The following is a 24,665-nucleotide window of genomic DNA, read 5'->3' on the forward strand; positions in this document are numbered from 1 at the left end:
CGAGGGGCTGGAGGCCGAGGGGCTGGAGGCCGAGGGCCTGGAGCCGGTCGACGGTACGGACCCCTTGGAAGGCATGGAGGCGGGCGAGGACCCGGCAGCGGCTTCGGGGCCTTCCTGGCCGGACGCGGGGACGGAGACAGGGACGGGGACGGAGGAGGACGAGGCGGGGACCGGTGACGAGGCCGGAACGCTTCGGCAGCCCGGTGCCGACACGGAAACGGACCCCGGGACCGAGCCGGGAACACACCCCGGATCCGGGACCGGCCCCGGGTCCGCGAAGCCGCCCGTGCACCCGGGACACAGGCCCACGGCCACGCCCAGCCCCAGCCGGCCCTCCGGACACGTCGGGACGGGCGTCGGCGGCAGCGCCGCCCCCGACACGGCCCAGCTCGCGGCGGGCGCCGGTCTCGTCGCGGCGGCAGCCGTCAGCGGCGTCCTGCTCCTGCGTCGCCGCCGCAGCACGGGCGCCCTGTACCGCGTCCACCGCTGAGAGCGGCCGGCGGAGGACGAGACGTGGACAGGACGCCGCTGAAAGCCAGGGCCTGGCTGGTGGGCATCGCCGCACTGTGCGGCATATGGCTGGTCCAGAACGGCGCGGCCGTCCGGACCGCCGCCCCCCAGCCGTCCACCGCCGAAGCCTTCACCGCGGGCCCCGGGCCACGGCCCGGCACACGGGTCGCCGAACCGCTGCGCGCCTCCGAACCGGTCAGGATCCGCATCCCGGGGATCGGCGTGGACGCACCCCTCACGGGTCTCGGGCTGCGCGCGGACGGCAGCCTCGACGCACCGCCCGCCGAGGACCGCAATCTGGCGGGATGGTTCGAGGACGGCACCCCGCCCGGCGCGAAGGGCACCGCGGTGGTCGCCGGTCATGTCGACAACGCGGAGGGGCCGTCCGTGTTCTACGGCCTCGGGTCCCTGAAGAAGGGAGCCGGGATCGAGATCGACCGCGGCGACGGCCGCACCGCCGTCTTCGCGGTCGACGCGGTCGAGGTGTACGAGAACGACGCCTTCCCGGACAAGCGGGTCTACGGCGCCACCCCGCACGCCTCGCTCCGGCTGATCACCTGCGGCGGCGGTTTCAACCGCGAGACCGGCTACCAGGGCAACGTGGTGGCGTACGCCCACCTCACCGAGGTGCGATGAGGAGCGGACCACCCGACGGCCGAACCGTGACGCGCCGGGCAGCCTTCCAGCCTCCCCAGGACGCCGGTCAGCCCTGCCGCCGCCGTCGGACGCCGGTCAGCCGCACCGGCGCTGTCGGACACCGGTCAGCCGCACCGACGCTGTCGGACACCGGTCAGCCGCACCGGCGCCGTCGGACACCGGTCAGCCGCACCGGCGCCGTCGGACACCGGTCAGCCGCGCCGCCACCGTCGGACACCGGTCAGGCGGTCCACTGGTCGAAGCCGAGCTTGGCGACCAGCGAGAACACCACGACCAGCAGGACCCCGCGGACGAACTCGCTGCCCTTCCTGAGAGCCATCCGCGCCCCGAACATCCCGCCCGCCAGGTTGAATACGGCCATCAGCGCGGCCAGCTGCCACAGGACGGTGCCCTGGTAGGCGAACATCGCCAGCGCGCCGGCGTTGGTGCAGACGTTCACGATCTTGGCGGTGGCTGACGCGGTGACGAGGTCGAGGTGGAGCACAGCCGTCAGCGCCAGCACCAGGAAAGTGCCGGTGCCGGGCCCGAACAGCCCGTCGTAGAAACCGATTCCGCCGCCGACCAGCACGATCGCGGTGACCGTACGGGCCCGGGTGACCTTCTTGCCCGCGCCGTCCCCGGCCGCCGCCGTGCCGAAGGACGGCCTCAGCATCACGAAGGCCGCGACGGCGAGCAGCACCACCATGATCACCGGGCGCAGCACGTCGCTGCTGATGCCCGCGGCGAAGAAGGCGCCCGTCATGGAGCCCGCGAGCGCCATGAGCCCGATCCGCACCGCGGTCCCCACCTGTACCGGCGCCTTGCGTACGTACGTCACGGCCGCACCGGTCGTGCCGACGATGGCGACGGCCTTGTTGGTGCCGAGAACGTGCGCGGCCGGAACGTTGGGGAGGCCCAGGAGCAGGGCGGGCAGGAGGAGGAGCCCGCCGCCGCCCACCACCGCGTCGATCCAGCCGGCCGCGGCGGCGGCCAGACAGAGGAAGACCAGGGTGGTGAGGGTTATCTCAGGCATGCCCGCGACCTTAGGCACGTGGCGGGTACACCGTCCAACCGGCCCTGCCCGCCCTCACAGAGGGCGCCGTGACGCGCTGAGCGCAAGGTTCCTCCAGGGAAACAGGAGGGATGCGGTCGGGTAACACCCGCCGCGCACTCTCGATGGCATGAGGACAGAGACGGAGAACGCGGCACGGGTGGTGGTGATCGGCGCCGGGATGGCGGGCGCACGGCTCGCCGCCCGGGTCCCCGGTGTCACCGTCATCGGCGAGGAGGCGCACGCACCGTACAACAGGGTGCTGCTGGCCGAGGTGCTCGCCGGCCGGTACGAGCCGGACGTGATCGCGCTGCCGCCCGCCGGTGTGCGGCGCGGGGTGCGTGTCGTGCGGATCGACCGGGCGGAGCGTCAGGTGGTCTGCGACGACGGCAGTGTGACCGGCTACGAGCGCCTGGTGCTGGCCACCGGCTCCAACCCGGTACTGCCGCCGCTGCGGGGGCTCGGCCACATGCTGCCCGACGGGGTGCATCCCTTCCGCACCCTCGACGACTGCCTGGCCCTGCGCGCCGCGGCGCGCCCCGGCGTACGCGCCGTCGTCATCGGCGGCGGGCTGCTCGGGGTGTCGGCCGCCCGCGCGCTGGCGGAGTGCGGCGCCCAGGTGGTGCTGGCCCAGCAGGGCGAGCACCTCATGGAGCGGCAGCTGGACGCCGAGGCGGCCGGGATGCTGCGCGGCCATCTGGAGGCCCTGGGCGTCGAGGTGCACACCGAGTGCCGGGTGCGCGGGCTGCGCTGCACCGACGGGGACGCACCGGCGGTGCGGGCCGTCGAACTCGCCGACGGCTATGAGCTGGAGGCCGAGATCACGGTGCTGGCCTGCGGGGTCCGCCCCAGGGCGGGTCTGGCGCAGGCGGCCGGTCTCGAGGTCCGCAAGGGCGTCGTCGTGGACGACGAGCTGCGCACCTCGGACCCGTACATCCACGCCGTCGGCGACTGCGCCGAACATGACGGGACGGTCTACGGACTGGCGGGCGCCGCGCTCGAACAGGCCGACGTGCTGGCCGAGGTACTGGCCGGCCGCCCCGCCCGCTACGGGGGCACCCGGGCGCTGACCCGGCTCACCCTGCGCTCCCCCTCGGCCGCCCCCGTCGTCGCCGGTGCTTCCGGAGCCGGCGGACTCGACCTGGCCGCCTTCGGCGACTCCCGCCCGATGCCCGGCGACGACGTGGTCCGGCTGGCCGACGCCACCCGGGGCGCCTACCGCACGGTCGTCGTCCGGGGCGACCGGCTGGCGGGCGGGGTGCTGTTCGGCGATCTCGCCGCGGTCGGCACCCTCGCCCGGACCTGGCAGGACGACGACCCCCTCCCCGCCGACATGTCCCTGCTCCACCTGCTCACCAACGACGGAGGCTTCTGATGCCGGTGTCCACTCCCCCGACCGCCCCCACCGCAGGCGTGCCGACCATCGTGGTCGTCGGACACGGCATGGTCGGACAGCGGTTCCTGGAGGCGCTCGCCGACCGCGGCCTGACCGCCGCCGCGGGTACCGCCAGGGTCGTCGTGCTCTGTGAGGAGCCCCGCCCCGCGTACGACCGGGTGCAGCTGACCTCGTACTTCTCCGGGAAGACACCGGAGGACCTCTCCCTCGTCGAGCCGGGCTTCATGGAGCGCCACGGCGTCGAACTGCGCGTCGGCGACCCGGCGGAGAGCGTCGACCGTGAGGAGCGCACCGTCACCGCGCGCTCCGGGGAGACCTTCTCCTACGACACGCTCGTGCTGGCCACCGGTTCGTACCCCTTCGTCCCGCCCGTTCCCGGCAAGGACTCCGAGGGCTGCTTCGTCTACCGCACCATCGAGGACCTCCTCGCGATCGAGGAGTACGCGAAGGGCGCGAAGACGGGCGCCGTGGTCGGCGGCGGGCTGCTCGGCCTGGAGGCCGCGGGCGCGCTCAAGGGCCTCGGGCTGGAGACGCACGTCGTGGAGTTCGCCCCCCGGCTGATGCCGGTCCAGGTCGATGACGGCGGCGGCGCAGCGCTGCTGCGCACCATCGAGAACATGGGCCTCTCCGTCCACACGGGCGTGGGCACACAGGAGGTCACCGCGGGCGAGGACGGCCGGGTCGACGGCATGGCGCTGTCGGACGGCTCCTCGCTCGAGACCGACCTCGTCGTCTTCTCCGCCGGCGTACGCCCCCGGGACCAGCTGGCGCGCGACTGCGGGCTGGCGGTCGGCCCCCGCGGCGGCATCATCGTCGACGAGGAGTGCCGCACCTCCGACAGCGACGTCTTCGCGATCGGCGAGTGCGCGCTGGCCTCGGACGGCCGGGTCTACGGGCTGGTGGCGCCCGGTTACGAGATGGCTCTAGCCGTCGCCGAGGTGATCGCCGGCAACGCGGCGTCCTTCACCGGCGCGGACCTCTCGACGAAGCTGAAGCTGCTCGGTGTGGACGTCGCCTCCTTCGGCGACGCGCACGGCACGGCCGAGGGCTGCCTCGACGTCGTGTACGCGGACTCCCGGTCGGGCGTCTACAAGAAGCTGGTGATCGGCCAGGACGGCACGCTGCTCGGCGGTGTACTGGTCGGTGACGCCGAGCAGTACGGCACGCTGCGGCCGATGACCGGATCGGTGCTCCCCGTCGCCCCGGAGCAGCTGGTGCTGCCGGCAGGCGCGGGCGGCCCGGTCACCCTCGGCCCGTCCTCGCTGCCCGACGAGGCGGTGATCTGCTCCTGCCACAACGTCACCAAGGGCGCGATCTGCGAACACACCACGCTGCCCGAGGTGAAGAAGTGCACCAGGGCCGGCACGGGCTGCGGAAGCTGCGTCAAGGTCATCGGCCAGCTGCTGCCCCAGCCCGAGGACCAGGGGCTGTGCGGCTGCTTCGCGTACACCCGCAGCGAGCTGTACGAGATCGTCCGCACCCTCGGCGTGACGAGGTACGCCGACCTCCTCGACTCGCACGGCCGCGAGGCCGCCCGGGGCGGTGACGGCTGCGAGGTCTGCAAGCCCACGGTCGGCTCGGTCATCGCGTCGCTGGCTCCGACCGTCGGCGCGAGCGGCTACGTCCTGGACGGCGAGCAGGCCTCCCTGCAGGACACCAACGACCACTTCCTGGCCAACCTCCAGCGCAACGGCTCGTACTCCATCGTGCCGCGTATCCCCGGCGGCGAGATCACCCCGGAGAAGCTGATCGTGATCGGCGAGGTGGCCCGGGACTTCGGCCTCTACACGAAGATCACCGGCGGCCAGCGGATCGACCTGTTCGGCGCCCGCGTCGACCAGCTCCCGCTGATCTGGACCCGCCTCGTGGACGCGGGATTCGAGTCCGGGCACGCATACGGAAAGTCGCTGCGGACGGTCAAGTCCTGCGTGGGGCAGACCTGGTGCCGCTACGGCGTGCAGGACTCCGTGAAGATGGCGATCGACCTGGAGCTGCGCTACCGGGGCCTGCGCTCGCCGCACAAGCTCAAGTCGGCGGTCTCCGGCTGCGCCCGCGAGTGCGCGGAGGCCCGTGGCAAGGACTTCGGGATCATCGCGACCGCGCAGGGCTGGAACCTGTACGTGGGCGGCAACGGCGGCGCCACTCCCCGCCACGCCGACCTGCTCGCCCAGGACCTCTCCGACGCCGAACTGGTCCGTCTCATCGACCGGTTCCTGATGTTCTACATCCGCACGGCGGACCGCCTGGAGCGCACCTCGACCTGGCTGGACCGGATCGAGGGCGGCCTGGACCACGTGCGCGACGTCGTCGTCCACGACTCGCTGGGCCTCTGCGGCGAGCTGGAGCGGCTGATGGCCGACCACGTCGCCGGCTACCGCGACGAGTGGGCCGAGACCATCAACGACCCGGAGCGGCTGCGGCGCTTCGTCACCTTCGTCAACGCCCCCGACGCCCCCGACCCCTCGGTCAAGTTCGTCCCGGAGCGCGACCAGGTCAAGCCCGACCTGGACATCCTCGCGGGTCCGGTGCTCGCCATCCGTACTCTTGAAGGGACTTCCTCCTGATGACGACCCAGACGATGGAAACGGCGCAGGACACCCGGACGATCCAGCTCGCGGACGGGGACGGCTGGCTCACGGTCTGCGACCGTTCGCTGCTGACCCCGGGGCGCGGAGTGGCTGCGCTCCTCCCGGACGGCCGGCAGGTCGCGCTGTTCGTGGACCGGGCGGGACGTGCGTACGCGATCGACAACCGTGACCCGTTCACCGGTGCCTACGTCCTCTCCCGCGGCCTGGTCGGTTCGGCCGGGGGGCGGCCGTTCGTGGCGTCGCCGCTGCTGAAGCAGCGCTTCGACCTGGCGACGGGTGCGTGCCTGGACGACGACGACGTCACCGTGCCGGTCTTCCCGGTCCGCACGGACTGAACTCGCCCCGTTCATGACACGTTGGAGATCCGGCCACCGCGCGCCTCTACTGTCCTGACGTTCGACCCGCCGGGCCGACCGGACCGGCGGGCCCGCACGTCACCCGTGGAGTGATCGTGGAACGTCGGACCTTCTTGCGCACAGCGGTGATCGGCACCTCGGCGGCCGCTTTCGGCGGCACCCTGTGGCGGGGTGCCGCCTTCGCGGACCCCGCCCAGCCGGCCGCAGGCCCCTACGGTGCGCTGCAGGCCGCCAACGGCAACGGCATTCTGCTGCCGAGCGGTTTCACCAGCAGGATCATCGCCCGTTCGGGGCAGACCGTCCCCGGCACCTCGTACACCTGGCACAGCGCGCCCGACGGCGGTGCCACCTTCACCGACGGCAGCGGCTGGATCTACGTCTCCAACGCCGAGGTGTCCGCGGGCAGCGGCGGCGGGGCGAGCGCGGTGCGCTTCAACTCCTCGGGGACCGTCACGTCGGCGTACCGGATCCTGTCCGGCACGAACACCAACTGCGCGGGCGGCCGGACCCCGTGGAACACCTGGCTCTCCTGCGAGGAGGTCACCCGCGGCTTCGTGTACGAGACCGACCCGTGGGGGGTGGACGCCGCGGTGCAGCGCCCCGCGATGGGCCGGTTCAAGCACGAGGCGGCGGCCGCGGACCCCGACCACGGCTACGTCTACCTGACCGAGGACGAGACGGACGGGCGCTTCTACCGCTTCCGCCCCACCACCTGGGGCAATCTTGCCTCCGGCACGCTCCAGGTGCTGGTCGCGGGCAGCGGCACCTCCGGCCCGGTGACCTGGACCACGGTTCCCGACCCGGACGGATCGCCCACCCAGACCCGCTACCAGGTCTCCGGCGCCAAGGTGTTCAACGGCGGCGAGGGCTGCTTCTACGCGGCGGGCACCTGCTGGTTCACCACCAAGGGCGACAACCGGGTGTGGGCGTACGACGCGAACGCCTCGTCCCTCTCGCTCGCCTACGACGACTCGCTCGTCACGGGCGGCGGCGCCCCGCTGACCGGCGTCGACAACGTCACCCGCGCCGCCTCCGGCGACCTGTACGTCGCGGAGGACGGCGGCAACATGGAGATCTGCCTGATCACACCCGACGACACCGTCGCCCCGTTCCTGCGGATCAGCGGCCAGTCCGGTTCGGAGATCACCGGTCCCGCCTTCTCCCCCGACGGCCGCCGGCTCTACTTCTCCTCGCAGCGCGGGACCAGCGGAAGCTCGTCCGGCGGCATCACCTACGAGGTCACAGGACCGTTCCGCTCCTGACACACCCCGGGAGGCAGCGGCCGCCGGCCACGCGACCGCTGCCTCCCTCCGCCGTCAGGCCTGTCCCTCGACCGCGGCCGGGTCCATCCACACGACCTCCCAGATGTGGCCGTCCGGGTCCTGGAACGAACGGGCGTACATGAAGCCCTCGTCCATCGGGTCGTTGGCGGGCGACCCGCCGTTGGCCAGCGCCACGTCGGCCATCTCGTCGACCTTCTCGCGGCTGTCCGCGCTCAGGGCGACGAGGACCTCGGTCGTCTTCGAGGCGTCGGCGATCTCCTTCTTGGTGAACTCCTTGAAGCGCGGCTCGCTGATGAGCATCGTGAAGATCGTGTCACTGATGACCAGGCAGGCCGTCGTCTCGTCGCTGAACTGCGGGTTGAAGCCGAAGCCGAGCTTCGCGAAGAAGTTCTTCGTCGTCTCCAGGTCCTTGACCGGCAGGTTCACGAAGATCATCTGAGGCTGAGGCATGATGTTCCACTCTTCCGTCCGGCACTCTGCGGTGCTCCCGCGCTCCGTACGAGCGCTTACGAGAGGTAGACGACGGGGCGCGGCGAAACTCATCGCTGTCCGCCGGACGCTTCTCCGGCCGCGGGACGTCATGACACCGCCAGCGGCGCTCCGCCCCTGAGCAGCTCGGCGCCCAGCGGCGTGAGGGTGTGCAGGACCGAGCTGCCGTGGCGCAGCGTGCGGACCAGGCCGGCCTCGCGCAGGACACAGGCGTGCTGGCTCGCCGAGGCCAGGGACACCCCGGTCCTGCGGGCCAGCTCGCTCGTCGTGCAGCCGCTGTCTATGGCCCGCAGGACCGCCGAGCGGGTGTGCCCCACGAGCCGGCCGAGCCAGGGACCGGGCTCGGCTCCGGCCGGGGCGCCGGGGTGGGTGACCGGGTAGACGAGGACCGGCGTCAGACCCGGGTCGCGGTAGACGACCGGGGTGCCCCGGCAGAAGAACGACGGCTGCAGCAGCAGACCCCGCCCGTCGAGACGCAGCTCCCGGTCCACGGGGTAGTCCGCCTCCAGGACCGGGGCGCGCCAGCGGATCATCGGCGGCAGCGTGGCCAGGAGTCCGTCCGCCCCGCCGTCCAGCAGGGCGCGGCCACGGACGGCCCGGTCGGCCTCGACGCTCGCCCGGATGTGCGGCCAGTACGGCTCGACCGCGGCACGGTGATAGCCGCGCAGGGTGGAGATGAGCCGCCCCAGCGGCTCCGAGCGCCCCTCGGCGAGTGCCTCGGGCAGGGCGCCCGGCACGTGCCCGCCGGACGGCCGCCGCGCAGGGGCGCCGTTTCCGGTCAGCAGTCCGAGTTCCTCCCGGATGCGGTCCGCGGGTGTGTCGCGCAGCGCCTCCATTCCGGCATCGAGCCCGAGTGGCTCGGCGCCTCCGCCCGAAGGGGTCAGGAAGTCGGGGAAATAGCCCCGGGGAGGAACGACCGCGGAGAGCAGACGCGCTTCACCATTCAACCGGGTACGGGATTCCTGCCGCCATTTCCCGAACACCGTGGAACCCCGCCGGTCCCTCAGCCGGTGGAAACTGAGAACGGTCTCCCACATCGCGTCCGGCCCCGTGGCCATCCGCACACGCGAAAGGTCCACTCCGGACACATGGATACGCAGCACCGATCCCCCACCTGTTGCATCCGCAATTCCCCCCGCCGAAGCGTATGCACAGCGTCACAGGAGGTCACCACGGGGTTTCGGCCACAGTTGAAATGTCTCGCCCTCATCCCCGCCACCCGAAAAGCTGTACGACGTCGGGTGCGTTACCGGAGTCACCGAAGAGCGGGTGAAGGCCGTGGGGGGCTTCGCCTGTTCGGCGGCGGTGAACGACGGTGCGGCTCCGTGCCCGGCAGGGGTAAAGGGGTGCGGTCCGGGGGTGGGGATCCCCGGGCCGCACCCAGTCCACGCGTCCTCGATTTGCGCACCGAACGGTGAAAAGCCAACTACTTCGAATGGTTGGCTTTTCAATTGACGAAGCGGCGGCACCCCCGCACAGGGTGCCGCCGCTTCCGGGTAATCCGGCTCCGCCGAAGGACCCGTGAGGGTCTGTGTGATCCGACGGCGGTATCCGGAGTCGTGTCAGGCGCCGACCGCCGTTCTCAGCGGCTGTCGCTGCCCCGCGATTCCGCGGCGGCCCTGCCCGCTTCCAGCCGGGCGACCGGAATACGGAACGGCGAGCAGGAGACGTAGTCCAGGCCCACCTCGTGGAAGAAGTGCACCGACTCCGGGTCACCGCCGTGCTCGCCGCAGATGCCGAGCTTGAGGTCCGGGCGGGTGGCCCGGCCGGCTTCCACGGCGCTGCGCACGAGGGCGCCGACACCGTCCTTGTCGATCGTCTCGAACGGCGACACCCCGAAGATGCCCTTCTCCAGGTACGCGGTGAAGAACGAGGCCTCCACGTCGTCGCGGGAGAAGCCCCACACCGTCTGGGTGAGGTCGTTGGTGCCGAAGGAGAAGAACTCCGCGGCCTCGGCGATCTGCCCGGCGGTCAGCGCGGCACGGGGCAGCTCGATCATCGTGCCGATGCTGAGCCTCAGCTCCGTACCCGTGGCCGCCTCGACCTCCGCGATGACGTGGTCGGCCTCCTCGCGGACGATCTCCAGCTCCTGGACCGTTCCGACGAGCGGGATCATGATCTCGACCCGCGGGTCGCCCTTGGCGTTCTTGCGCTGCGCCGCCGCCTCCGCGATCGCCCGGACCTGCATCGCGAACAGACCGGGGATGACCAGCCCGAGACGGACACCGCGGAGTCCGAGCATCGGGTTCTGCTCGTGCAGCTTGTGCACGGCCTGGAGGAGGCGCAGATCGTTCTCGTTGGCGTCCTTGCGGGACTCGGCGAGCGCGACCCGCACGGAGAGCTCGGTGATGTCGGGCAGGAACTCGTGCAGCGGCGGGTCGAGCAGCCGCACCGTGACGGGGAGTCCGTCCATCGACTCGAACAGCTCGATGAAGTCGGCCTTCTGGAGCGGCAGGAGCGCGGCCAGCGCGGCGTCGCGCTCGTCGTCGGTGTCCGCGAGGATCAGCTTCTCGACCATCTCGCGGCGCTCACCGAGGAACATGTGCTCGGTGCGGCACAGGCCGATCCCCTGGGCGCCGAAGCGACGCGCCCGCGAGGCGTCCTCGGCGTTGTCCGCGTTCGCCCGTACTCGCAGGCGGCGCACCCCGTCCGCGTACGACATGATCCGGTGCACGGCGGCGACGAGCTCGTCGGCGTCGTCGGCGCCCGCGTGCACACGGCCCTCGAAGTACTCGACGACCGGGGACGGCACGACGGGCACCTCACCGAGGTACACCTTGCCGGTGGAGCCGTCGACGGAGACGAGGTCGCCCTCCTCGACGACCGTGTCCCCGACCGTGAGGCGGCGGCGCTTGGTGTCGACCTCGATCTCCTCGGCGCCGCAGACACAGGTCTTGCCCATGCCGCGGGCGACGACGGCGGCGTGCGAGGTCTTGCCGCCGCGGGAGGTCAGGATGCCCTCGGCGGCGATCATGCCGTCGAGGTCGTCGGGGTTGGTCTCCCGCCGGATGAGGATGACCTTCTCGCCCGACCGCGACCACTTGACGGCGGTGTACGAGTCGAAGACGGCCTTGCCCACGGCCGCACCGGGCGAAGCGGCGATGCCGCGGCCCAGCAGCACGCTTGCGGCACCGTGGTCGAAGCGCGGGAACATCAGCTGCGCGAGCTGGGCGCCGTTGACCCGCTGGAGCGCCTCGGCCTCGTCGATGAGGCCCTGGTCGACCAGCTGGGTGGCGATGCGGAAGGCGGCACCGGCGGTGCGCTTGCCGACCCGGGTCTGGAGCATCCAGAGCTGGCCGCGCTCGATGGTGAACTCGATGTCGCAGAGATCCTTGTAGTGGGTCTCCAGCGTCTCCATGATCTTCATCAGCTGGTCGTACGACGCCTTGTCGATCGACTCCAGCTCGGCGAGCGCCACCGTGTTGCGGATACCCGCGACGACGTCCTCGCCCTGCGCGTTCTGGAGGTAGTCGCCGTAGACGCCCTGGTGGCCGCTGGCCGGGTCACGGGTGAAGGCGACGCCCGTGCCGGAGTCGGGGCCGAGGTTGCCGAAGACCATCGAACAGACGTTGACGGCCGTGCCGAGGTCGCCGGGAATGCGCTCCTGGCGGCGGTAGAGCTTGGCGCGGTCGGTGTTCCACGAGTCGAAGACCGCGTTTATGGCCAGGTCCATCTGCTCACGCGGGTCCTGCGGGAAGTCCCGCCCGGCGTCCCGGGTGACGATCTCCTTGAACTGCTGGACCAGCTTCTTCAGGTCGGCCGCGTCCAGGTCCACGTCGACCGTGACGCCCTTGGCCTCCTTCGCGGCCTCCAGCGCCTCCTCGAAGAGGTCGCCGTCGACCCCGAGCACGGTCTTGCCGAACATCTGGATGAGGCGGCGGTAGGAGTCCCAGGCGAAGCGCTCGTCGCCGGCCTGGGCGGCGAGGCCCACGACCGAGGCGTCGGAGAGGCCGATGTTGAGGACCGTGTCCATCATGCCGGGCATCGAGAACTTCGCACCGGAACGGACGGAGACCAGCAGCGGGTCGTCGGCCTGGCCGAGGTTCTTGCCCATCCGCTTCTCGAGCGCCTCGAGGTGCGCACTGACCTCGCCGCGCAGCTCGGCCGGCTCGTCACCGCTGTCGAGGTACACCTTGCACGCCTCGGTGGTGATGGTGAAGCCCGGAGGGACGGGCAGCCCGAGGTTGGTCATCTCGGCGAGGTTGGCACCCTTGCCACCCAGAAGATCTTTCAGATCCTTGTTGCCCTCGGTGAAGTCGTAGACGAACTTCTGGGGATCTTTGTTTTCCGACACGGGTCTCGACTCCTCGAGGACGCGGTGGCTGCCCTGACGGCGAGGAACATACCCAGATCGAAGGTGTCTGGGTACGGCCACGTGCGCGTCACGAGGTCTCAACCACCCGTCCGCCAGCAGATCGAAAGTAACGCGCCCGCACCTCCGGAAGTGGGAATCCGTTCACTTCTCGAAGGCTTAATTACCTAGGGTGCGCGAAATCCGGCCTAAGGGTTACGTGAGGTAGTGGATGCTTTGATCGATCAAAGTAAACTCACCTGGCACCCAGTGCCGCCATTTGAGAAGTACAGCATCCGAATGAGCGCTCATCTGAGCCAAACGCACCTCAGAGGTGGCGAGAATCACGCCGTCCGCAGCGCTCAGATGTCACCATCCGGACGCTCGTACGCCGACAAACGGTCACCGAAAAGTCGCAACGCCACTACCGAGCGTGAGCGACGGCCTGCAGGAGGAGAGCGGGCGCACACGAGTGCCGTCGAATTACGGACACTCACCTCGGAACGCGAGAAAAAAGCCCGCTCATCTGAGCGGGCCCCTCGGGGGGCACTCGGTGCCCCCGCAAGGGGTGGGTGCTCAGCCGCCCGAGGTGTCCAGCTCCGCGTCGGCGCTCACGCCCGCGCAGTCGTACGGGTCCTTGAGCCAGCCGTCCGGCAGCGCCACCCGGTTGTTGCCCGACGTGCGCCCCCGGGGGCCGTCGGCGCCGTCCGGCCAGGGCTGGTCCAGGTCGAGCTCCTGGAGCTGACCGCCCAGCTCCTCCAGCGACGAGGTGACCGCCAGCCTCCTGCGCATGTCGGAGCCGACCGCGAAGCCCTTGAGGTACCAGGCGACGTGCTTGCGGAAGTCGATCACGCCCCGGCTCTCGTCACCGATCCACTCCCCCAGCAGCGTCGCGTGACGCAGCATGACGTCCGCGACCTGGCGCAGGACGGGAGCCTGCCTCGTCCCCGTGCCCTCGAAGGCACTGACGAGGTCACCGAAGAGCCAGGGACGCCCCAGGCAGCCGCGGCCGACGACCACGCCGTCGCACCCCGTCTCACGCATCATCCGCAGGGCGTCGTCGGCGCTCCAGATGTCGCCGTTGCCGAGGACGGGGATCTCGGGGACGTGCTCCTTGAGGCGCGCGATGGCATCCCAGTCGGCCGTGCCGCCGTAGTGCTGGGCGGTGGTCCTGCCGTGCAGGGCGACGGCCGTGACACCCTCCTCGACGGCGATGCGGCCCGCGTCGAGGTAGGTGGTGTGGTCGTCGTCGATGCCCTTGCGCATCTTGATCGTGACCGGGAGCCCGCCCGCCTGCCCCACGGCCTCCCGGAGGATCGCGCGCAGCAGGGGCCGCTTGTACGGGAGCGCGGAGCCACCGCCCTTGCGGGTGACCTTGGGGACCGGGCAGCCGAAGTTCAGGTCGATGTGGTCGGCGAGGTCCTCGTCGACGATCATCCGGACCGCCTTGCCGACGGTGACCGGGTCCACTCCGTAGAGCTGGATGGAGCGCGGGGTCTCGCTCGCGTCGAAGTGGATGAGCTGCATGGTCTTCTCGTTGCGCTCGACCAGCGCCCGTGTGGTGATCATCTCGCTGACGAACAGCCCCTTCCCGCCGGAGAACTCACGGCACAGGGTGCGGAAGGGAGCGTTGGTGATGCCTGCCATGGGGGCGAGCACGACCGGCGGCTGCACGGTGTGCGGGCCGATCCGGAGCAGCGGGAGGGCGGGGGCGAGCGAGGTCATGGCCCCATTGTCCCGTACGCGGGCGGCGGCACGGGCGCGGACCGGCCGGGCCCCGGCAGGGACGGGCACGGGCCCGGATCACGGAGGTGGTCCGGGCCCGTGGTCGTACGGGTCGTGCGAGGAGGTCAGCTCTCGGCGGGTGCGTCCTGCGCCGGTGCGGCCTCCGCGGCGGCGGCGCGCTCACGCATCTTGCGCACCAGTTCCTGCTTCTTGTCCTCGGCCGCCTTGCGGTCGTTGTCGCGCGCGGGGCCCGCGCCCTGCTGTTCGGCGCGGGACAGCTTCTTGCGCTGTCCGCCCACACCGAGGAGGTTGTTGCGGCTCTTGGCCACGGGGTTCTCCCATTCGTGGTGAGAAGTGAGGTCCGGGGTGATCGGGGACCTCGGGGATCGATTCGGTGGGCGACGGGCGGTCGGCCCGTCGCGCGCTCACTCGTAGATCTGGAAGAACGAAGACATGCCGGAAAAGGTACCCGGCCCGGGCGGGCCTCTTCACCCGGTTTTCGGCCGGAGGCCCCGGCGCGGGCTCAGGCGGTCGGGTCGACCGTCGCCTGATGGGCCTCGGTCAGGTGCTCCTCGGCCTTCAGCCAGGGCAGGAACTGGACCCCCTTGCGCCATCCGCAGGTGTCGCAGGCCAGCTGCCGCCGCGTCCCCGACTTCCGCACGTGGACGACGTGTTCACGGCCGTGCTGGTCCCATCTGCTGACCTTGCTCGTGGTCATGGACGGCATGCCGGCCTCCCCTGTGGACGAGTGGGCCCAGTGTGCACGAGGCCCCCGGCTCCGTGCGGCGGAACCGGGGGCATCGTTATGGATACGGGTGCGGTCAGCAGCCCAGCAGACGGGAGCCGAGGTAGCCCTGGATCTGGTCCAGGGAGACACGCTCCTGCTTCATCGTGTCGCGCTCGCGCACGGTCACCGCGTTGTCCTCGAGGGTGTCGAAGTCGACGGTGACGCAGAACGGCGTACCGATCTCGTCCTGGCGGCGGTAGCGGCGGCCGATGGCGCCCGCGTCGTCGAACTCGATGTTCCAGTTCTGCCGCAGGTCGGCGGCGAGGCCCTTGGCCTTCGGCGAGAGCTGCGGGTTGCGGGACAGCGGGAGGACGGCGACCTTGACCGGCGCCAGACGCGGGTCGAGGCGCATCACGGCGCGCTTCTCCATGACGCCCTTGGCGTTGGGGGCCTCGTCCTCGTTGTAGGCGTCGAGGAGGAACGCCAGCAGCGAGCGGCCGACACCGGCCGCGGGCTCGATGACGTACGGCGTGTAGCGCTCGCCCTTCTCCTGGTCGAAGTAGTGGAGCTCGGTGCCGGAGGCCTTGGAGTGCGCCTTGAGGTCGTAGTCCGTGCGGTTGGCGACGCCCTCCAGCTCGCCCCACTCGCTGCCGCCGAAGCGGAAGCGGTACTCGATGTCAGCGGTGCGCTTGGAGTAGTGGGAGAGCTTCTCCTGCGGGTGCTCGAACCACCGCATGTTCTCCTCGCGCATGCCCAGGCCGGTGTACCAGTTCCAGCGCTGCTCCATCCAGTACTCCTGCCACTGCTCGTCCTCGCCCGGCTTGACGAAGAACTCCATCTCCATCTGCTCGAACTCGCGCGTGCGGAAGATGAAGTTGCCCGGAGTGATCTCGTTCCGGAAGGACTTGCCCATCTGCGCGATGCCGAACGGCGGCTTCTTGCGCGAGGTCTGCAGCACCTGGCCGAAGTTGGTGAAGATGCCCTGGGCGGTCTCGGGACGCAGGTAGGCGACGGAGCCGGAGTCCTGGGTCGGGCCGAGGTGGGTGGAGAGGAGGCCCGAGAACTGCTTCGGCTCAGTAAAGGTGCCCTTGTTGCCGCAGTTGGGGCAGTTGAGGTCGGCGAGGCCGTTCACGGGCGGCTTGCCGTGCTTCTCCTCGTACGCCTCCTCCAGGTGGTCGGCGCGGTAGCGCTTGTGACAGGAGGTGCACTCGGTGAGGGGGTCCGAGAACGTGGCGACGTGACCGGAGGCGACCCAGACCTCGGGGGCAAGGATGACCGACGAGTCGATACCGACCACGTCCTCGCGCGAGGTGACCATGTAGCGCCACCACTGACGCTTGAGGTTCTCCTTCAGCTCGACGCCCAGTGGCCCGTAGTCCCAGGCGGCCTTCTGGCCACCGTAGATCTCACTGCAGGGGTAGACGAAGCCACGGCGCTTGCTCAGGCTGACGATGGTGTCGATCTTGTCGGCGGCCACGGTGCTCTCTTCATTACGACGGCGGAAACTGGACAGGGGCGGCGCGAAGCGCCGGGCGGGCGAATGCCCCAGATTACCGGCGGGCGCACCCCTTGGATCAAATCGGTGGTGCGCATCGCGGTCAGCGGGTCCGGATCCGGGCATCTCATCAGCCTTGTTGACAATCGTTTCCACTTTTGTTGAAAATGACTGTCATGAACGTACGCCGCCTCATACCCACAGCCGCCGTCGCCGGAGCAGTCGCCCTCGGCCTCACCGCTCTCTCCGCCTGCTCCTCCTCCGGCGCCGCCGAGGGCGGCAGCGACGGCAAGCTGAACGTGGTGGCGTCCTTCTATCCGATGCAGTTCCTGGCCGAGGAGATCGGCGGATCGCACGTCTCCGTCACCACCCTGACGAAGCCGGGCACCGAGCCGCACGACCTGGAGCTCTCCCCCCGGCAGACCGGCGGCCTGAGCGAGGCCGACTACATCCTCTTCCTCAAGGGCGTCCAGCCCGCCGTGGACGACGCCGTCGCGCAGGCCGGCGTGGAGAACACCGTGGACGCGGCGGAGCTCACCACGCTCGAGAACCACGGCTCCGAGGTCGGCCACGACCACGAGGAGGGCGGGGAACACGGGCACGAGGAGGGTGGGGAACACGGGCACGAGGACGAGGAGGAGGCCGGTCTCGACCCGCACATCTGGCTGGACCCGGTGAAGTACGCCGAGGTCGCCGAGGGCGTGGGTGCGTCCCTGGAGAAGGCCGACCCCGACCACGCCGCGGACTACCGCGAGAACACGGATACCCTGGTCTCCGAACTGAAGGCGCTGGACAAGGCGTACAGGACCGGGCTGAAGGACACCGCGACCAAGACGTTCATCACCACGCACTCCGCCTTCGGATACCTCGCCGAGCGCTACGGCCTCACCCAGGAGGGCATCGCCGGCATCGACCCCGAGGCCGAGCCCAGCCCGGCCCGGATCGACGAGATCCACTCCGTCGCCGAGAAGAACAACGCGACCACTGTGTTCTTCGAGACGCTCGCCAGCGACAGGACCGCCAGGACCCTGGCGAAGGACCTCGGACTGAAGACCGGCGTCCTGGACCCGCTGGAGGGAATCACCGACAAGTCCGCGGGCGCTGACTACACCGAGGTCATGAAGTCCAACCTCGCCGCGCTGCAGAAGGCCCTCGGCGCGAAGTGACCCCCGAACCACCCGCAGCAGCACCGGAGGCGATCGTGCCCGAGTCCAGTACGCCAGAACCCGTGATCAGCATGCGCGGAGCCACGGCGACGCTCGGCGCGCGCCCCGTGCTGCGCGGTGTCGACCTCACCGTCCACCGTGGTGAGGTCGTGGCGCTGCTCGGCGCCAACGGGTCCGGCAAGTCGACCGCCGTGCGCTCCGTCATCGGCCAGGTGCCGCTCACCGGCGGGACGGTCGAGCTGTTCGGCACACCGCTGCGCCGCTTCCGGCAGTGGGCCCGCGTCGGATACGTACCGCAGCGCACCACGGCGGCGGGCGGCGTCCCCGCCACGATCCGCGAGGTCGTCTCCTCCGGGCGCCTGTCCCGTACGAAGCTCGGGCTGCCGGGCCGGGCGGACCGGGAGGCCGTGGACCGGGCCATCGAGCTCGTCGGTCTCACCGACCGCGCCAAGGACTCCGTGAACGCCCTCTCCGGCGGCCAGCACCAGCGGGTCCTGATCGCCCGCGCCCTGGCCTCCGAGCCCGAGGTGCTGATCATGGACGAGCCGATGGCCGGTGTGGACCTGGCCAGCCAGGAGATCCTCGCCACGACGCTCCGCGAGCAGGTCGCCGGCGGGGCGACGGTGCTGCTCGTCCTGCACGAGCTCGGCGCCCTGGAACCCCTGATCGACCGGGCGATCGTCCTGCGTGACGGCTGCGTCATGCACGACGGACCGCCCCCCGAGGCCATGGGCCAGCACGCCCTGCCCGGCCACGACCACGTACACCCCCACGCGGCCTCCGAGCCCGTCCGGACGGGACTGCTGAGCTGATCATGCTGGAATTCCTGAACCCCCCCTTCATGCAGCGGGCCCTGATCGCGGCCGTCCTGGTCGGGATCACCGCCCCCGCCATCGGCATCTACCTCGTCCAGCGCCGCCAGGCCCTGATGGGCGACGGCATCGGCCACGTCGCGATGACGGGCGTCGGCCTCGGCTTCCTGCTCTCCACCAACCCGGTCTGGATGGCCACGCTCGTCGCGGTGGCCGGCTCGGTAGTGATGGAGCTGATCCGCTGGTACGGACGCACCCGCGGCGACATCGCCCTGGCCATGCTGTTCTACGGCGGCATGGCGGGCGGAGTGATGCTGATCAACCTCTCGGACACCGGCTCCAACGCCAACCTGACCTCGTTCCTCTTCGGCTCCCTGTCGACGGTCTCCGAGGAGGACGTCACCGCCATCGTCGTGCTGGCCGCCTTCGTGGTCCTGGTCACCGTGGGACTGCGGCGGCAGCTGTTCGCGGTCAGCCAGGACGAGGAGTTCGCGCGGGTCACCGGGCTGCCCGTGCGGGTGCTCAACCTGCTGGTCGCCGTGACGGCGGCGGTCACCGTCACCGTGGCGATGCGGGTCGTCGGCCTGCTGCTGGTCAGTGCGCTGATGGTGGTGCCTGTCGCCGCCGCGCAGCAGATCTCGAAGTCGTTCAAGGTGACCTTCGTGCTGGCCGTCGTCATCGGCACGGCCGTCACCCTGGCCGGCACCGTCACCTCGTACTACCAGGACGTGCCGCCCGGCGCGACGATCGTGCTGCTGGCCATCGGCGCCTTCGTCGTGCTGACGGCGCTCGCCACGCCGCTGGCCCGCAGGCGCGCCAGAGGCAGCATGCGCGAGGCGGAGCGGTGCACCCTTGAGGTACCGGCCGCCCGCCGGGCGAAGGACGACGTGCAGGTGTGACCGTGACGCGTGGGCGGGCTGGCACAATGGCCCGACATACGTACGGGCGACACGAGGAGGCAGCTGTGGCGACGGCGCCGATCAGTGGCACGAACGCGGCTCCGGTGCGCGGCCGGTCAACCCGGCAGCGGGCGGCGGTCGCTGCGGCGCTCGACGAGGTCGACGAGTTCCGCAGCGCCCAGGACCTGCACGACGTGCTCAAGCACAGGGGCGACTCGGTAGGGCTGACCACCGTCTACCGCACGCTCCAGTCCCTCGCCGACGCCGGCGAGGTCGACGTCCTGCGCACGACCGACGGCGAGGCCGTCTACCGGCGCTGCTCGACCGGTGACCACCATCACCACCTGGTCTGCCGCGTCTGCGGCAAGGCCGTCGAGGTCGAGGGTCCCGCCGTGGAGCAGTGGGCGGAGACCATCGCCTCGCAGCACGGCTATGTGAACGTGGCCCATACGGTGGAGATCTTCGGCACCTGCGCGGACTGCGCGGGCGCCAAGAACTGACCCCGGGCGTACGACCACCGGTCCCGGAGGGGGCCCCGGCCCCCGGGGCCCCTCCGTGCGGTGTCAGCCCTCGCTGTTCCCGTCGCCCTTGCTGACCGTCTCGTCCTTGGTGATCTCCTCGGCGCCGCCGAAGCGCCGGTCGCGCCGGGCGAACTCCAGGCACGCGTTCCACAGGTCGCGGCGGTCGAAGTCCGGCCACAGGACGTCCTGGAAGACCATCTCGGCGTACGCGCTCTGCCAGATCAGGTAGTTCGACGTGCGCTGCTCCCCGCTCGGGCGCACGAAGAGGTCAACGTCAGGCATGTCCGGGTAGTAGGTGTACTTCGCGAACGTCTTCTCGTTGACCTTCGAGGGGTCGAGCTTCCCGGCCGCGACGTCCTGGGCGATGCGCTGCGCCGCGTCGGCGATCTCGGCACGGCCGCCGTAGTTGACGCAGAAGTACAGCGTCATCCTGTCGTTGTCCTTGGTCTGCTCCTGGGCGACCTGGAGCTCCTGGACGACGGACTTCCACAGCTTCGGCATGCGGCCGACCCAGCGGATGCGGATGCCCAGCTCGTCCATCTCGTCGCGGCGGCGGCGGATGACGTCCCGGTTGAAGTTCATCAGGAACTTCACCTCGTCCGGCGAGCGCTTCCAGTTCTCCGTGGAGAACGCGTACAGCGAGAGGTTCTTGACACCCATCTCGATGCAGCCCTTGAGGACGTCCATGACGACGCCCTCGCCGACCTTGTGGCCCTCGGTGCGCGGGAGACCCCGCTCCTTGGCCCAGCGGCCGTTGCCGTCCATCACGACGGCGACGTGCTTGGGCACGAGCTCGCCGGGGATCTTCGGCGGGGTGGCGCCGGAGGGGTGCGGCTCGGGGATCTTGTAGTCACGCCGGTTACGGCCACCGAGCATCCCGCGTACTGCCATGGGCTTCTCTCGTCTCCCTGTGTCAATTCTCTACGTACCGCAGCGAGCGCAGACCGCGCTCCAGATGCCAGTGCAGATAGGCGGACACGAGTCCGCTCCCCTCCCTGACATGACGCGCCTCGGACGCGTCCGCCGTCTCCCAGTCACCGGTGAGCAGTGCGCTCAGCAGTTCGACGGCCTCCGCCGAGGGTACGACGCTGCCGGGCACCCGGCAGTCACCGCATATGACGCCGCCCGCGGCGACGGAGAAGAACCGGTTCGGTCCGGGCATTCCGCACTTGGCGCAGTCGACGAAGCTGGGGGCGTAGCCGTTGACCGCCAGGGAGCGCAGCAGGAACGCGTCCAGGATCAGATTCGGCGCGTGTTCGGCGCGCGCCAGGGTCCGCAGCCCGCCGACGAGCAGCAGGTACTGCTGGACCGCGGGCTCGCCCTCGTGGTCGGTGAACCGCTCGGCGGTCTCCAGCATCGCGGTGCCCGCGGTGTAGCGGGCGTAGTCGGAGACGATGCCGCCGCCGTACGGGGCGATCGTCTCGCTCTGGGTGCACAGGGGAAGACCGCGGCCGATCAGCTCGCTGCCGCGCGCGAAGAACTGCACGTCCACATGGGAGAAGGGTTCGAGCCGCGCCCCGAACTTGGACTTGGTGCGGCGCACCCCACGGGCCACGGCACGCACCCGCCCGTGGCCGCGGGTCAGGATCGTGATGATCCGGTCGGCCTCGCCCAGCTTCTGCGTGCGCAGCACGACGCCGTCGTCCCGGAACAAGCTCATACGCCCATTGTCGCCCACGGGCGCACCGGCCGGGGAGGGCGGGCCGTACGGCCCTCAGGAGGGCGTACGCGCCGCCTCCAGCAGCTTCGCCGTGTCGGCGGGGCAGAGCCGGAGCGCGCCGCCCACCGTGGTCAGCACCTCGCGCTCCGCCTGGCTGTACGGGCCGTCGGCGAGCGCGATCCTGGCGCCCCTCAGCAGGACCGCCTCGCGGCCGGCCACGGCCAGGTGCGGCGCGAGGGGATTCAGGACCTCGTGCAGCTCGATGGCGAGGGCGGCGCCGCACGCCTCGGCCGCGGGGCCGGTCCCGTCACCGGGTCCGGTGTCGGCGGCGAGCACCTCGACGATGGTGAAGAGCTGCTCCTGGGAGCAGTCGTCGAGGCCCGCGTCGCGGACGACGGCCGCGGCGGTCTCCAGGACCGTACGGGAGGTGGTGCCGCCCGCCGCGAGCACGGCGAGCGTGACCGTGTGCACGGCCTCCCGCAGCATGGCGGAGAAGCGGGTGGTGGTGGGGTGGTCGAGGGTGCCGGGCTCGAAGTGCGTCCCGCAGGCGGTGCACTCCACGACGGAACCGGCGCTGCCCCGCGCGAGCAGCGGCAGTCCGAGGACGGTGAGCCGTTGGCGGCCCGTGAGGCGCCGGTAGTTGCGGTCGCCCCCGCAGCACGGGCAGAAGAACTCACCGTCGCCGACGGTGTCCCAGGCCGTACGGGTGCCGTAGATGCGCAGTCTCAGGGCGCGTTGTCCTTTGGCTGTCCGCACGTCGCACACCTCCGTAACTCCCCCGTAGCCCTTCGGGCACGGGAGGTACCCCCACGGCAACATTGCCGCGTTGGACGTGATGTTAGCCACATGCGTGATGTGGCGTCAGTATCCCCGACGTCACAACACCGGGATATGGCCGAACCCCGTCCACCCTCGGCGGGCGAACGGGGCTCTCGGGCCGGGCACTTCAGCGGCGTATCAGACGTATGCCCGTAATGCCGCCTGATGGTGTCAGCGGGTCGCGCGGTTGACCGCGGAGACGACCGCCTTGAGCGAGGCGCGCGTGGTGTTGGCGTCGATACCGATGCCCCACAGCACCTTGCCGTCGATCGCGCACTCGATGTAGGAGGCGGCCTGGGCGCTGGCACCCTCACTCATCGTGTGCTCGGTGTAGTCCAGCAGGCGGGCGTCGATGCCGATGGCCTGCAGCGCTTCGAAGAACGCGGAGATCGGACCGTTGCCCGTGCCGGTCAGCACAGTGTCCGAGCCGTCGACGGTGGCCTCGACGGTGATGGTGTCCTGGCCGTCGGAACCGGTGGTCGTCTGACCGGAACGGATCTGCACCCGCCCCCAGGCGTTCTCGGGGCTCGGCAGGTACTCGTCCCGGAAGGTCGACCAGATCTGGGTCGGCGTGACCTCGCCGCCCTCGGCGTCGGTCTTGGCCTGAATGATCCGGGAGAACTCGATCTGCATCCGGCGCGGCAGGTCCAGCTTGTGGTCGTTCTTCAGGACGTAGGCGATTCCGCCCTTGCCGGACTGCGAGTTGACCCGGATGACCGCCTCGTAGGAGCGGCCGACGTCCTTCGGGTCGATCGGCAGATACGGCACCGCCCACTCGAGGTCGTCGACGGTGACGCCCTCGCCCCGGGCGGCCGCGTCGGCCTCCATGGCGTCGAAGCCCTTCTTGATGGCGTCCTGGTGGGAGCCGGAGAAGGCCGTGTAGACCAGGTCACCCGCGTAGGGGTGGCGCGGGTGGACCTCCATCTGGTTGCAGTACTCGCTGGTGCGGCGGATCTCGTCGATCTGCGAGAAGTCGATCTGCGGGTCGACGCCCTGCGAGAACAGGTTCATGCCCAGGGTGACCAGGTCGACGTTGCCGGTGCGCTCACCCTGGCCGAACAGGCAGCCCTCGATGCGGTCGGCACCCGCCATGACCGCCAGTTCGGCGGCGGCGACGGCGGTGCCGCGGTCGTTGTGCGGGTGGACCGACAGGCAGACGTACTCACGGCGGGTCAGGTTCCGGGACATCCACTCGAACCGGTCCGCGTGGGTGGAAGGCGTCGAACGCTCCACGGTGGCGGGCAGGTTGAGGATGATCTCGCGGCCCTCCTCGGGCTGCCAGACGTCACAGACGGCCTCGCAGACCTCCAGGGCGAAGTCCAGCTCGGTGTCGGTGAAGATCTCGGGGCTGTACTGGTAGCCGAAGATCGTCCCGTCGCCGAGGATCTTGTCCGCGTACTCCATGACCAGACGGGTGCCGTCCACGGCGATCTGCTTGACCTCCTCCTTCGAGCCGCGGAAGACCACACGGCGGAAGGTGGGGGCGGTGGCGTTGTACAGGTGGACGGTGGCGCGCCGCGCACCGACCAGCGACTCGACGGTCCGCTCGATCAGTTCCTCGCGGGCCTGCGTCAGGACGGAGATCGTCACGTCCTCGGGAATGGCGCCCTCTTCGATGATCGAGCGCACGAAGGCGAAGTCGGTCTCGCCGGAGGACGGGAAACCGACCTCGATCTCCTTGTAGCCCATGCGTACGAGCAGGTCGAACATCTCGCGCTTACGGGCCGGCGACATGGGGTCGATCAGGGCCTGGTTGCCGTCGCGCAGGTCGGTGGACAGCCAGCGGGGCGCCCGGGTGATGCGGTTGTCCGGCCAGGTGCGGTCTGAGATGTCGACGGCCTCGTAACCGCGGTACTTGTGGACCGGCATCCCCGAAGGCTTCTGCAGCTGCTTCGCGTTGGTCACCGGCGTGGGTCCACCGACGGGGGTGATGACGGCATCGGTGTGCGCGGGGGGATTCACTGCGGTCATGGCGTACGGCTCCTCTGAGGTCCAGCAGGGGCGGCCGACTGTGTCGCTGCAACAGCGAACTCCGCGGGGAGGGAGCCGGCCTACGACTACAGGCCCTCGCCGCGGCAGCTAAGAAGGAGCAGCCCGAAACGCATGATGCGGCAACACTAACCGAGGGGCGCCTGTTGCGTCGGTCCGTATCAGTATGCGGGATCGGGCCGCCGTGGAGGCACAACAGTGATAGATCACTCCATTTCGTCAATCGTCATCGCAACCAGTGACATCGGTGGT

The 24,665-nt window shown here is 70.4% G+C and carries 22 protein-coding genes; 10 read left to right on the plus strand and 12 right to left on the minus strand.

Features of this window, described 5'->3' with window-relative positions:
* Positions 1 to 7: 7 nt before the first annotated feature.
* Both BFF76_RS33375 and BFF76_RS25775 read left to right on the plus strand, forming a co-directional pair.
* Positions 8 to 490, plus strand: a complete 483-nt coding sequence (locus BFF76_RS33375) for a hypothetical protein (RefSeq protein ID WP_420877224.1) — start codon at positions 8 to 10, stop codon at positions 488 to 490.
* Between the two features lie 23 nt (positions 491 to 513).
* Positions 514 to 1,146 (plus strand): class F sortase, encoded by a 633-nt coding sequence (locus BFF76_RS25775; protein ID WP_031091782.1) that lies wholly within the window; start codon positions 514 to 516, stop codon positions 1,144 to 1,146.
* A 241-nt stretch (positions 1,147 to 1,387) separates the two neighbouring features.
* Here BFF76_RS25775 and BFF76_RS25780 read toward each other — a convergent pair whose 3' ends face one another.
* Positions 1,388 to 2,179 carry a sulfite exporter TauE/SafE family protein gene (locus tag BFF76_RS25780; protein WP_031091783.1) on the minus strand — a complete coding sequence of 264 codons (792 nt, stop codon included), beginning with the start codon at positions 2,177 to 2,179 and terminating at the stop codon, positions 1,388 to 1,390.
* Between the two features lie 148 nt (positions 2,180 to 2,327).
* On the opposite strand from BFF76_RS25780, the gene BFF76_RS25785 reads away from it, so the two are divergent.
* The 4 genes from BFF76_RS25785 (at position 2,328) to BFF76_RS25800 (ending at position 7,799) form a co-directional block, all read left to right on the plus strand.
* Positions 2,328 to 3,572, plus strand: a complete 1,245-nt coding sequence (locus BFF76_RS25785) for an NAD(P)/FAD-dependent oxidoreductase (RefSeq protein ID WP_031091784.1) — start codon at positions 2,328 to 2,330, stop codon at positions 3,570 to 3,572.
* On the plus strand, positions 3,572 to 6,157 hold the full coding sequence (gene nirB / locus BFF76_RS25790) for a nitrite reductase large subunit NirB (protein WP_065849163.1): 2,586 nt from the start codon (positions 3,572 to 3,574) through the stop codon (positions 6,155 to 6,157). Before BFF76_RS25785 ends, nirB begins: the two co-directional genes overlap by 1 nt.
* On the plus strand, positions 6,157 to 6,516 hold the full coding sequence (nirD, locus tag BFF76_RS25795) for a nitrite reductase small subunit NirD (protein ID WP_031091786.1): 360 nt from the start codon (positions 6,157 to 6,159) through the stop codon (positions 6,514 to 6,516). The genes nirB and nirD overlap by 1 nt, the downstream gene beginning before the upstream one ends.
* A 116-nt stretch (positions 6,517 to 6,632) precedes the next feature.
* Complete coding sequence (locus BFF76_RS25800; RefSeq protein ID WP_053928698.1) at positions 6,633 to 7,799, plus strand: alkaline phosphatase PhoX; 1,167 nt, start codon at positions 6,633 to 6,635, stop codon at positions 7,797 to 7,799.
* A gap of 54 nt (positions 7,800 to 7,853) precedes the next feature.
* Here BFF76_RS25800 and BFF76_RS25805 read toward each other — a convergent pair whose 3' ends face one another.
* The 7 genes from BFF76_RS25805 to BFF76_RS25835 all read right to left on the minus strand — a co-directional run bounded on the left by BFF76_RS25805 (position 7,854) and on the right by BFF76_RS25835 (position 16,529).
* Positions 7,854 to 8,270 carry a VOC family protein gene (locus BFF76_RS25805; RefSeq protein ID WP_031091788.1) on the minus strand — a complete coding sequence of 139 codons (417 nt, stop codon included), beginning with the start codon at positions 8,268 to 8,270 and terminating at the stop codon, positions 7,854 to 7,856.
* A 128-nt stretch (positions 8,271 to 8,398) separates the two neighbouring features.
* The gene (locus BFF76_RS25810; protein ID WP_031091789.1) at positions 8,399 to 9,412 is read right to left on the minus strand and encodes an ArsR/SmtB family transcription factor; all 1,014 of its coding nucleotides are present in this window, start codon (positions 9,410 to 9,412) and stop codon (positions 8,399 to 8,401) included.
* Between the two features lie 479 nt (positions 9,413 to 9,891).
* Positions 9,892 to 12,603, minus strand: coding sequence for a pyruvate, phosphate dikinase (gene ppdK, locus BFF76_RS25815; RefSeq protein WP_053928558.1), 2,712 nt, complete (start codon positions 12,601 to 12,603; stop codon positions 9,892 to 9,894).
* A gap of 573 nt (positions 12,604 to 13,176) precedes the next feature.
* On the minus strand, positions 13,177 to 14,325 hold the full coding sequence (gene dusB / locus BFF76_RS25820; protein ID WP_031091792.1) for a tRNA dihydrouridine synthase DusB: 1,149 nt from the start codon (positions 14,323 to 14,325) through the stop codon (positions 13,177 to 13,179).
* A gap of 125 nt (positions 14,326 to 14,450) precedes the next feature.
* A complete protein-coding gene (locus tag BFF76_RS25825) occupies positions 14,451 to 14,654 on the minus strand; it encodes a DUF6243 family protein (RefSeq protein WP_031091793.1) in 204 nt (67 codons plus the stop codon).
* 194 nt (positions 14,655 to 14,848) lie between these two features.
* Complete coding sequence (locus BFF76_RS25830) at positions 14,849 to 15,052, minus strand: hypothetical protein (protein WP_031091794.1); 204 nt, start codon at positions 15,050 to 15,052, stop codon at positions 14,849 to 14,851.
* Between the two features lie 94 nt (positions 15,053 to 15,146).
* On the minus strand, positions 15,147 to 16,529 hold the full coding sequence (locus BFF76_RS25835; protein ID WP_031091795.1) for a glycine--tRNA ligase: 1,383 nt from the start codon (positions 16,527 to 16,529) through the stop codon (positions 15,147 to 15,149).
* Positions 16,530 to 16,723: 194 nt separating this feature from the next.
* Here BFF76_RS25835 and BFF76_RS25840 point away from each other — a divergent pair, with 194 nt between their 5' ends.
* The 4 genes from BFF76_RS25840 to BFF76_RS25855 all read left to right on the plus strand — a co-directional run bounded on the left by BFF76_RS25840 (position 16,724) and on the right by BFF76_RS25855 (position 19,924).
* Positions 16,724 to 17,713: a metal ABC transporter substrate-binding protein gene (locus tag BFF76_RS25840; RefSeq protein WP_065849164.1), complete on the plus strand. Its 990-nt coding sequence runs from the start codon at positions 16,724 to 16,726 to the stop codon at positions 17,711 to 17,713.
* 71 nt (positions 17,714 to 17,784) lie between these two features.
* Positions 17,785 to 18,525, plus strand: coding sequence for a metal ABC transporter ATP-binding protein (locus BFF76_RS25845; RefSeq protein WP_051834553.1), 741 nt, complete (start codon positions 17,785 to 17,787; stop codon positions 18,523 to 18,525).
* A complete protein-coding gene (locus BFF76_RS25850; protein ID WP_031091798.1) occupies positions 18,525 to 19,424 on the plus strand; it encodes a metal ABC transporter permease in 900 nt (299 codons plus the stop codon). Before BFF76_RS25845 ends, BFF76_RS25850 begins: the two co-directional genes overlap by 1 nt.
* A gap of 65 nt (positions 19,425 to 19,489) precedes the next feature.
* Positions 19,490 to 19,924 carry a Fur family transcriptional regulator gene (locus tag BFF76_RS25855; protein ID WP_031091799.1) on the plus strand — a complete coding sequence of 145 codons (435 nt, stop codon included), beginning with the start codon at positions 19,490 to 19,492 and terminating at the stop codon, positions 19,922 to 19,924.
* A gap of 63 nt (positions 19,925 to 19,987) precedes the next feature.
* Here the strand turns inward: BFF76_RS25855 and BFF76_RS25860 are convergent, their stop codons facing one another.
* From BFF76_RS25860 to leuA, 4 genes are all read right to left on the minus strand, one after another.
* Entirely contained in the window at positions 19,988 to 20,836 is an 849-nt protein-coding gene (locus tag BFF76_RS25860) for an isoprenyl transferase (protein ID WP_065849165.1), read from the minus strand.
* A gap of 22 nt (positions 20,837 to 20,858) precedes the next feature.
* Positions 20,859 to 21,605, minus strand: coding sequence for a DNA repair protein RecO (gene recO, locus BFF76_RS25865; protein ID WP_053928560.1), 747 nt, complete (start codon positions 21,603 to 21,605; stop codon positions 20,859 to 20,861).
* 54 nt (positions 21,606 to 21,659) lie between these two features.
* The gene (locus tag BFF76_RS25870) at positions 21,660 to 22,361 is read right to left on the minus strand and encodes a TerB family tellurite resistance protein (protein ID WP_031091801.1); all 702 of its coding nucleotides are present in this window, start codon (positions 22,359 to 22,361) and stop codon (positions 21,660 to 21,662) included.
* 234 nt (positions 22,362 to 22,595) lie between these two features.
* Complete coding sequence (gene leuA, locus BFF76_RS25875) at positions 22,596 to 24,395, minus strand: 2-isopropylmalate synthase (protein ID WP_053928561.1); 1,800 nt, start codon at positions 24,393 to 24,395, stop codon at positions 22,596 to 22,598.
* Between the last annotated feature and the right edge of the window lie 270 nt (positions 24,396 to 24,665).

This window comes from Streptomyces mutomycini (assembly GCF_001700505.1).
Lineage (GTDB): Bacteria > Actinomycetota > Actinomycetes > Streptomycetales > Streptomycetaceae > Streptomyces > Streptomyces mutomycini.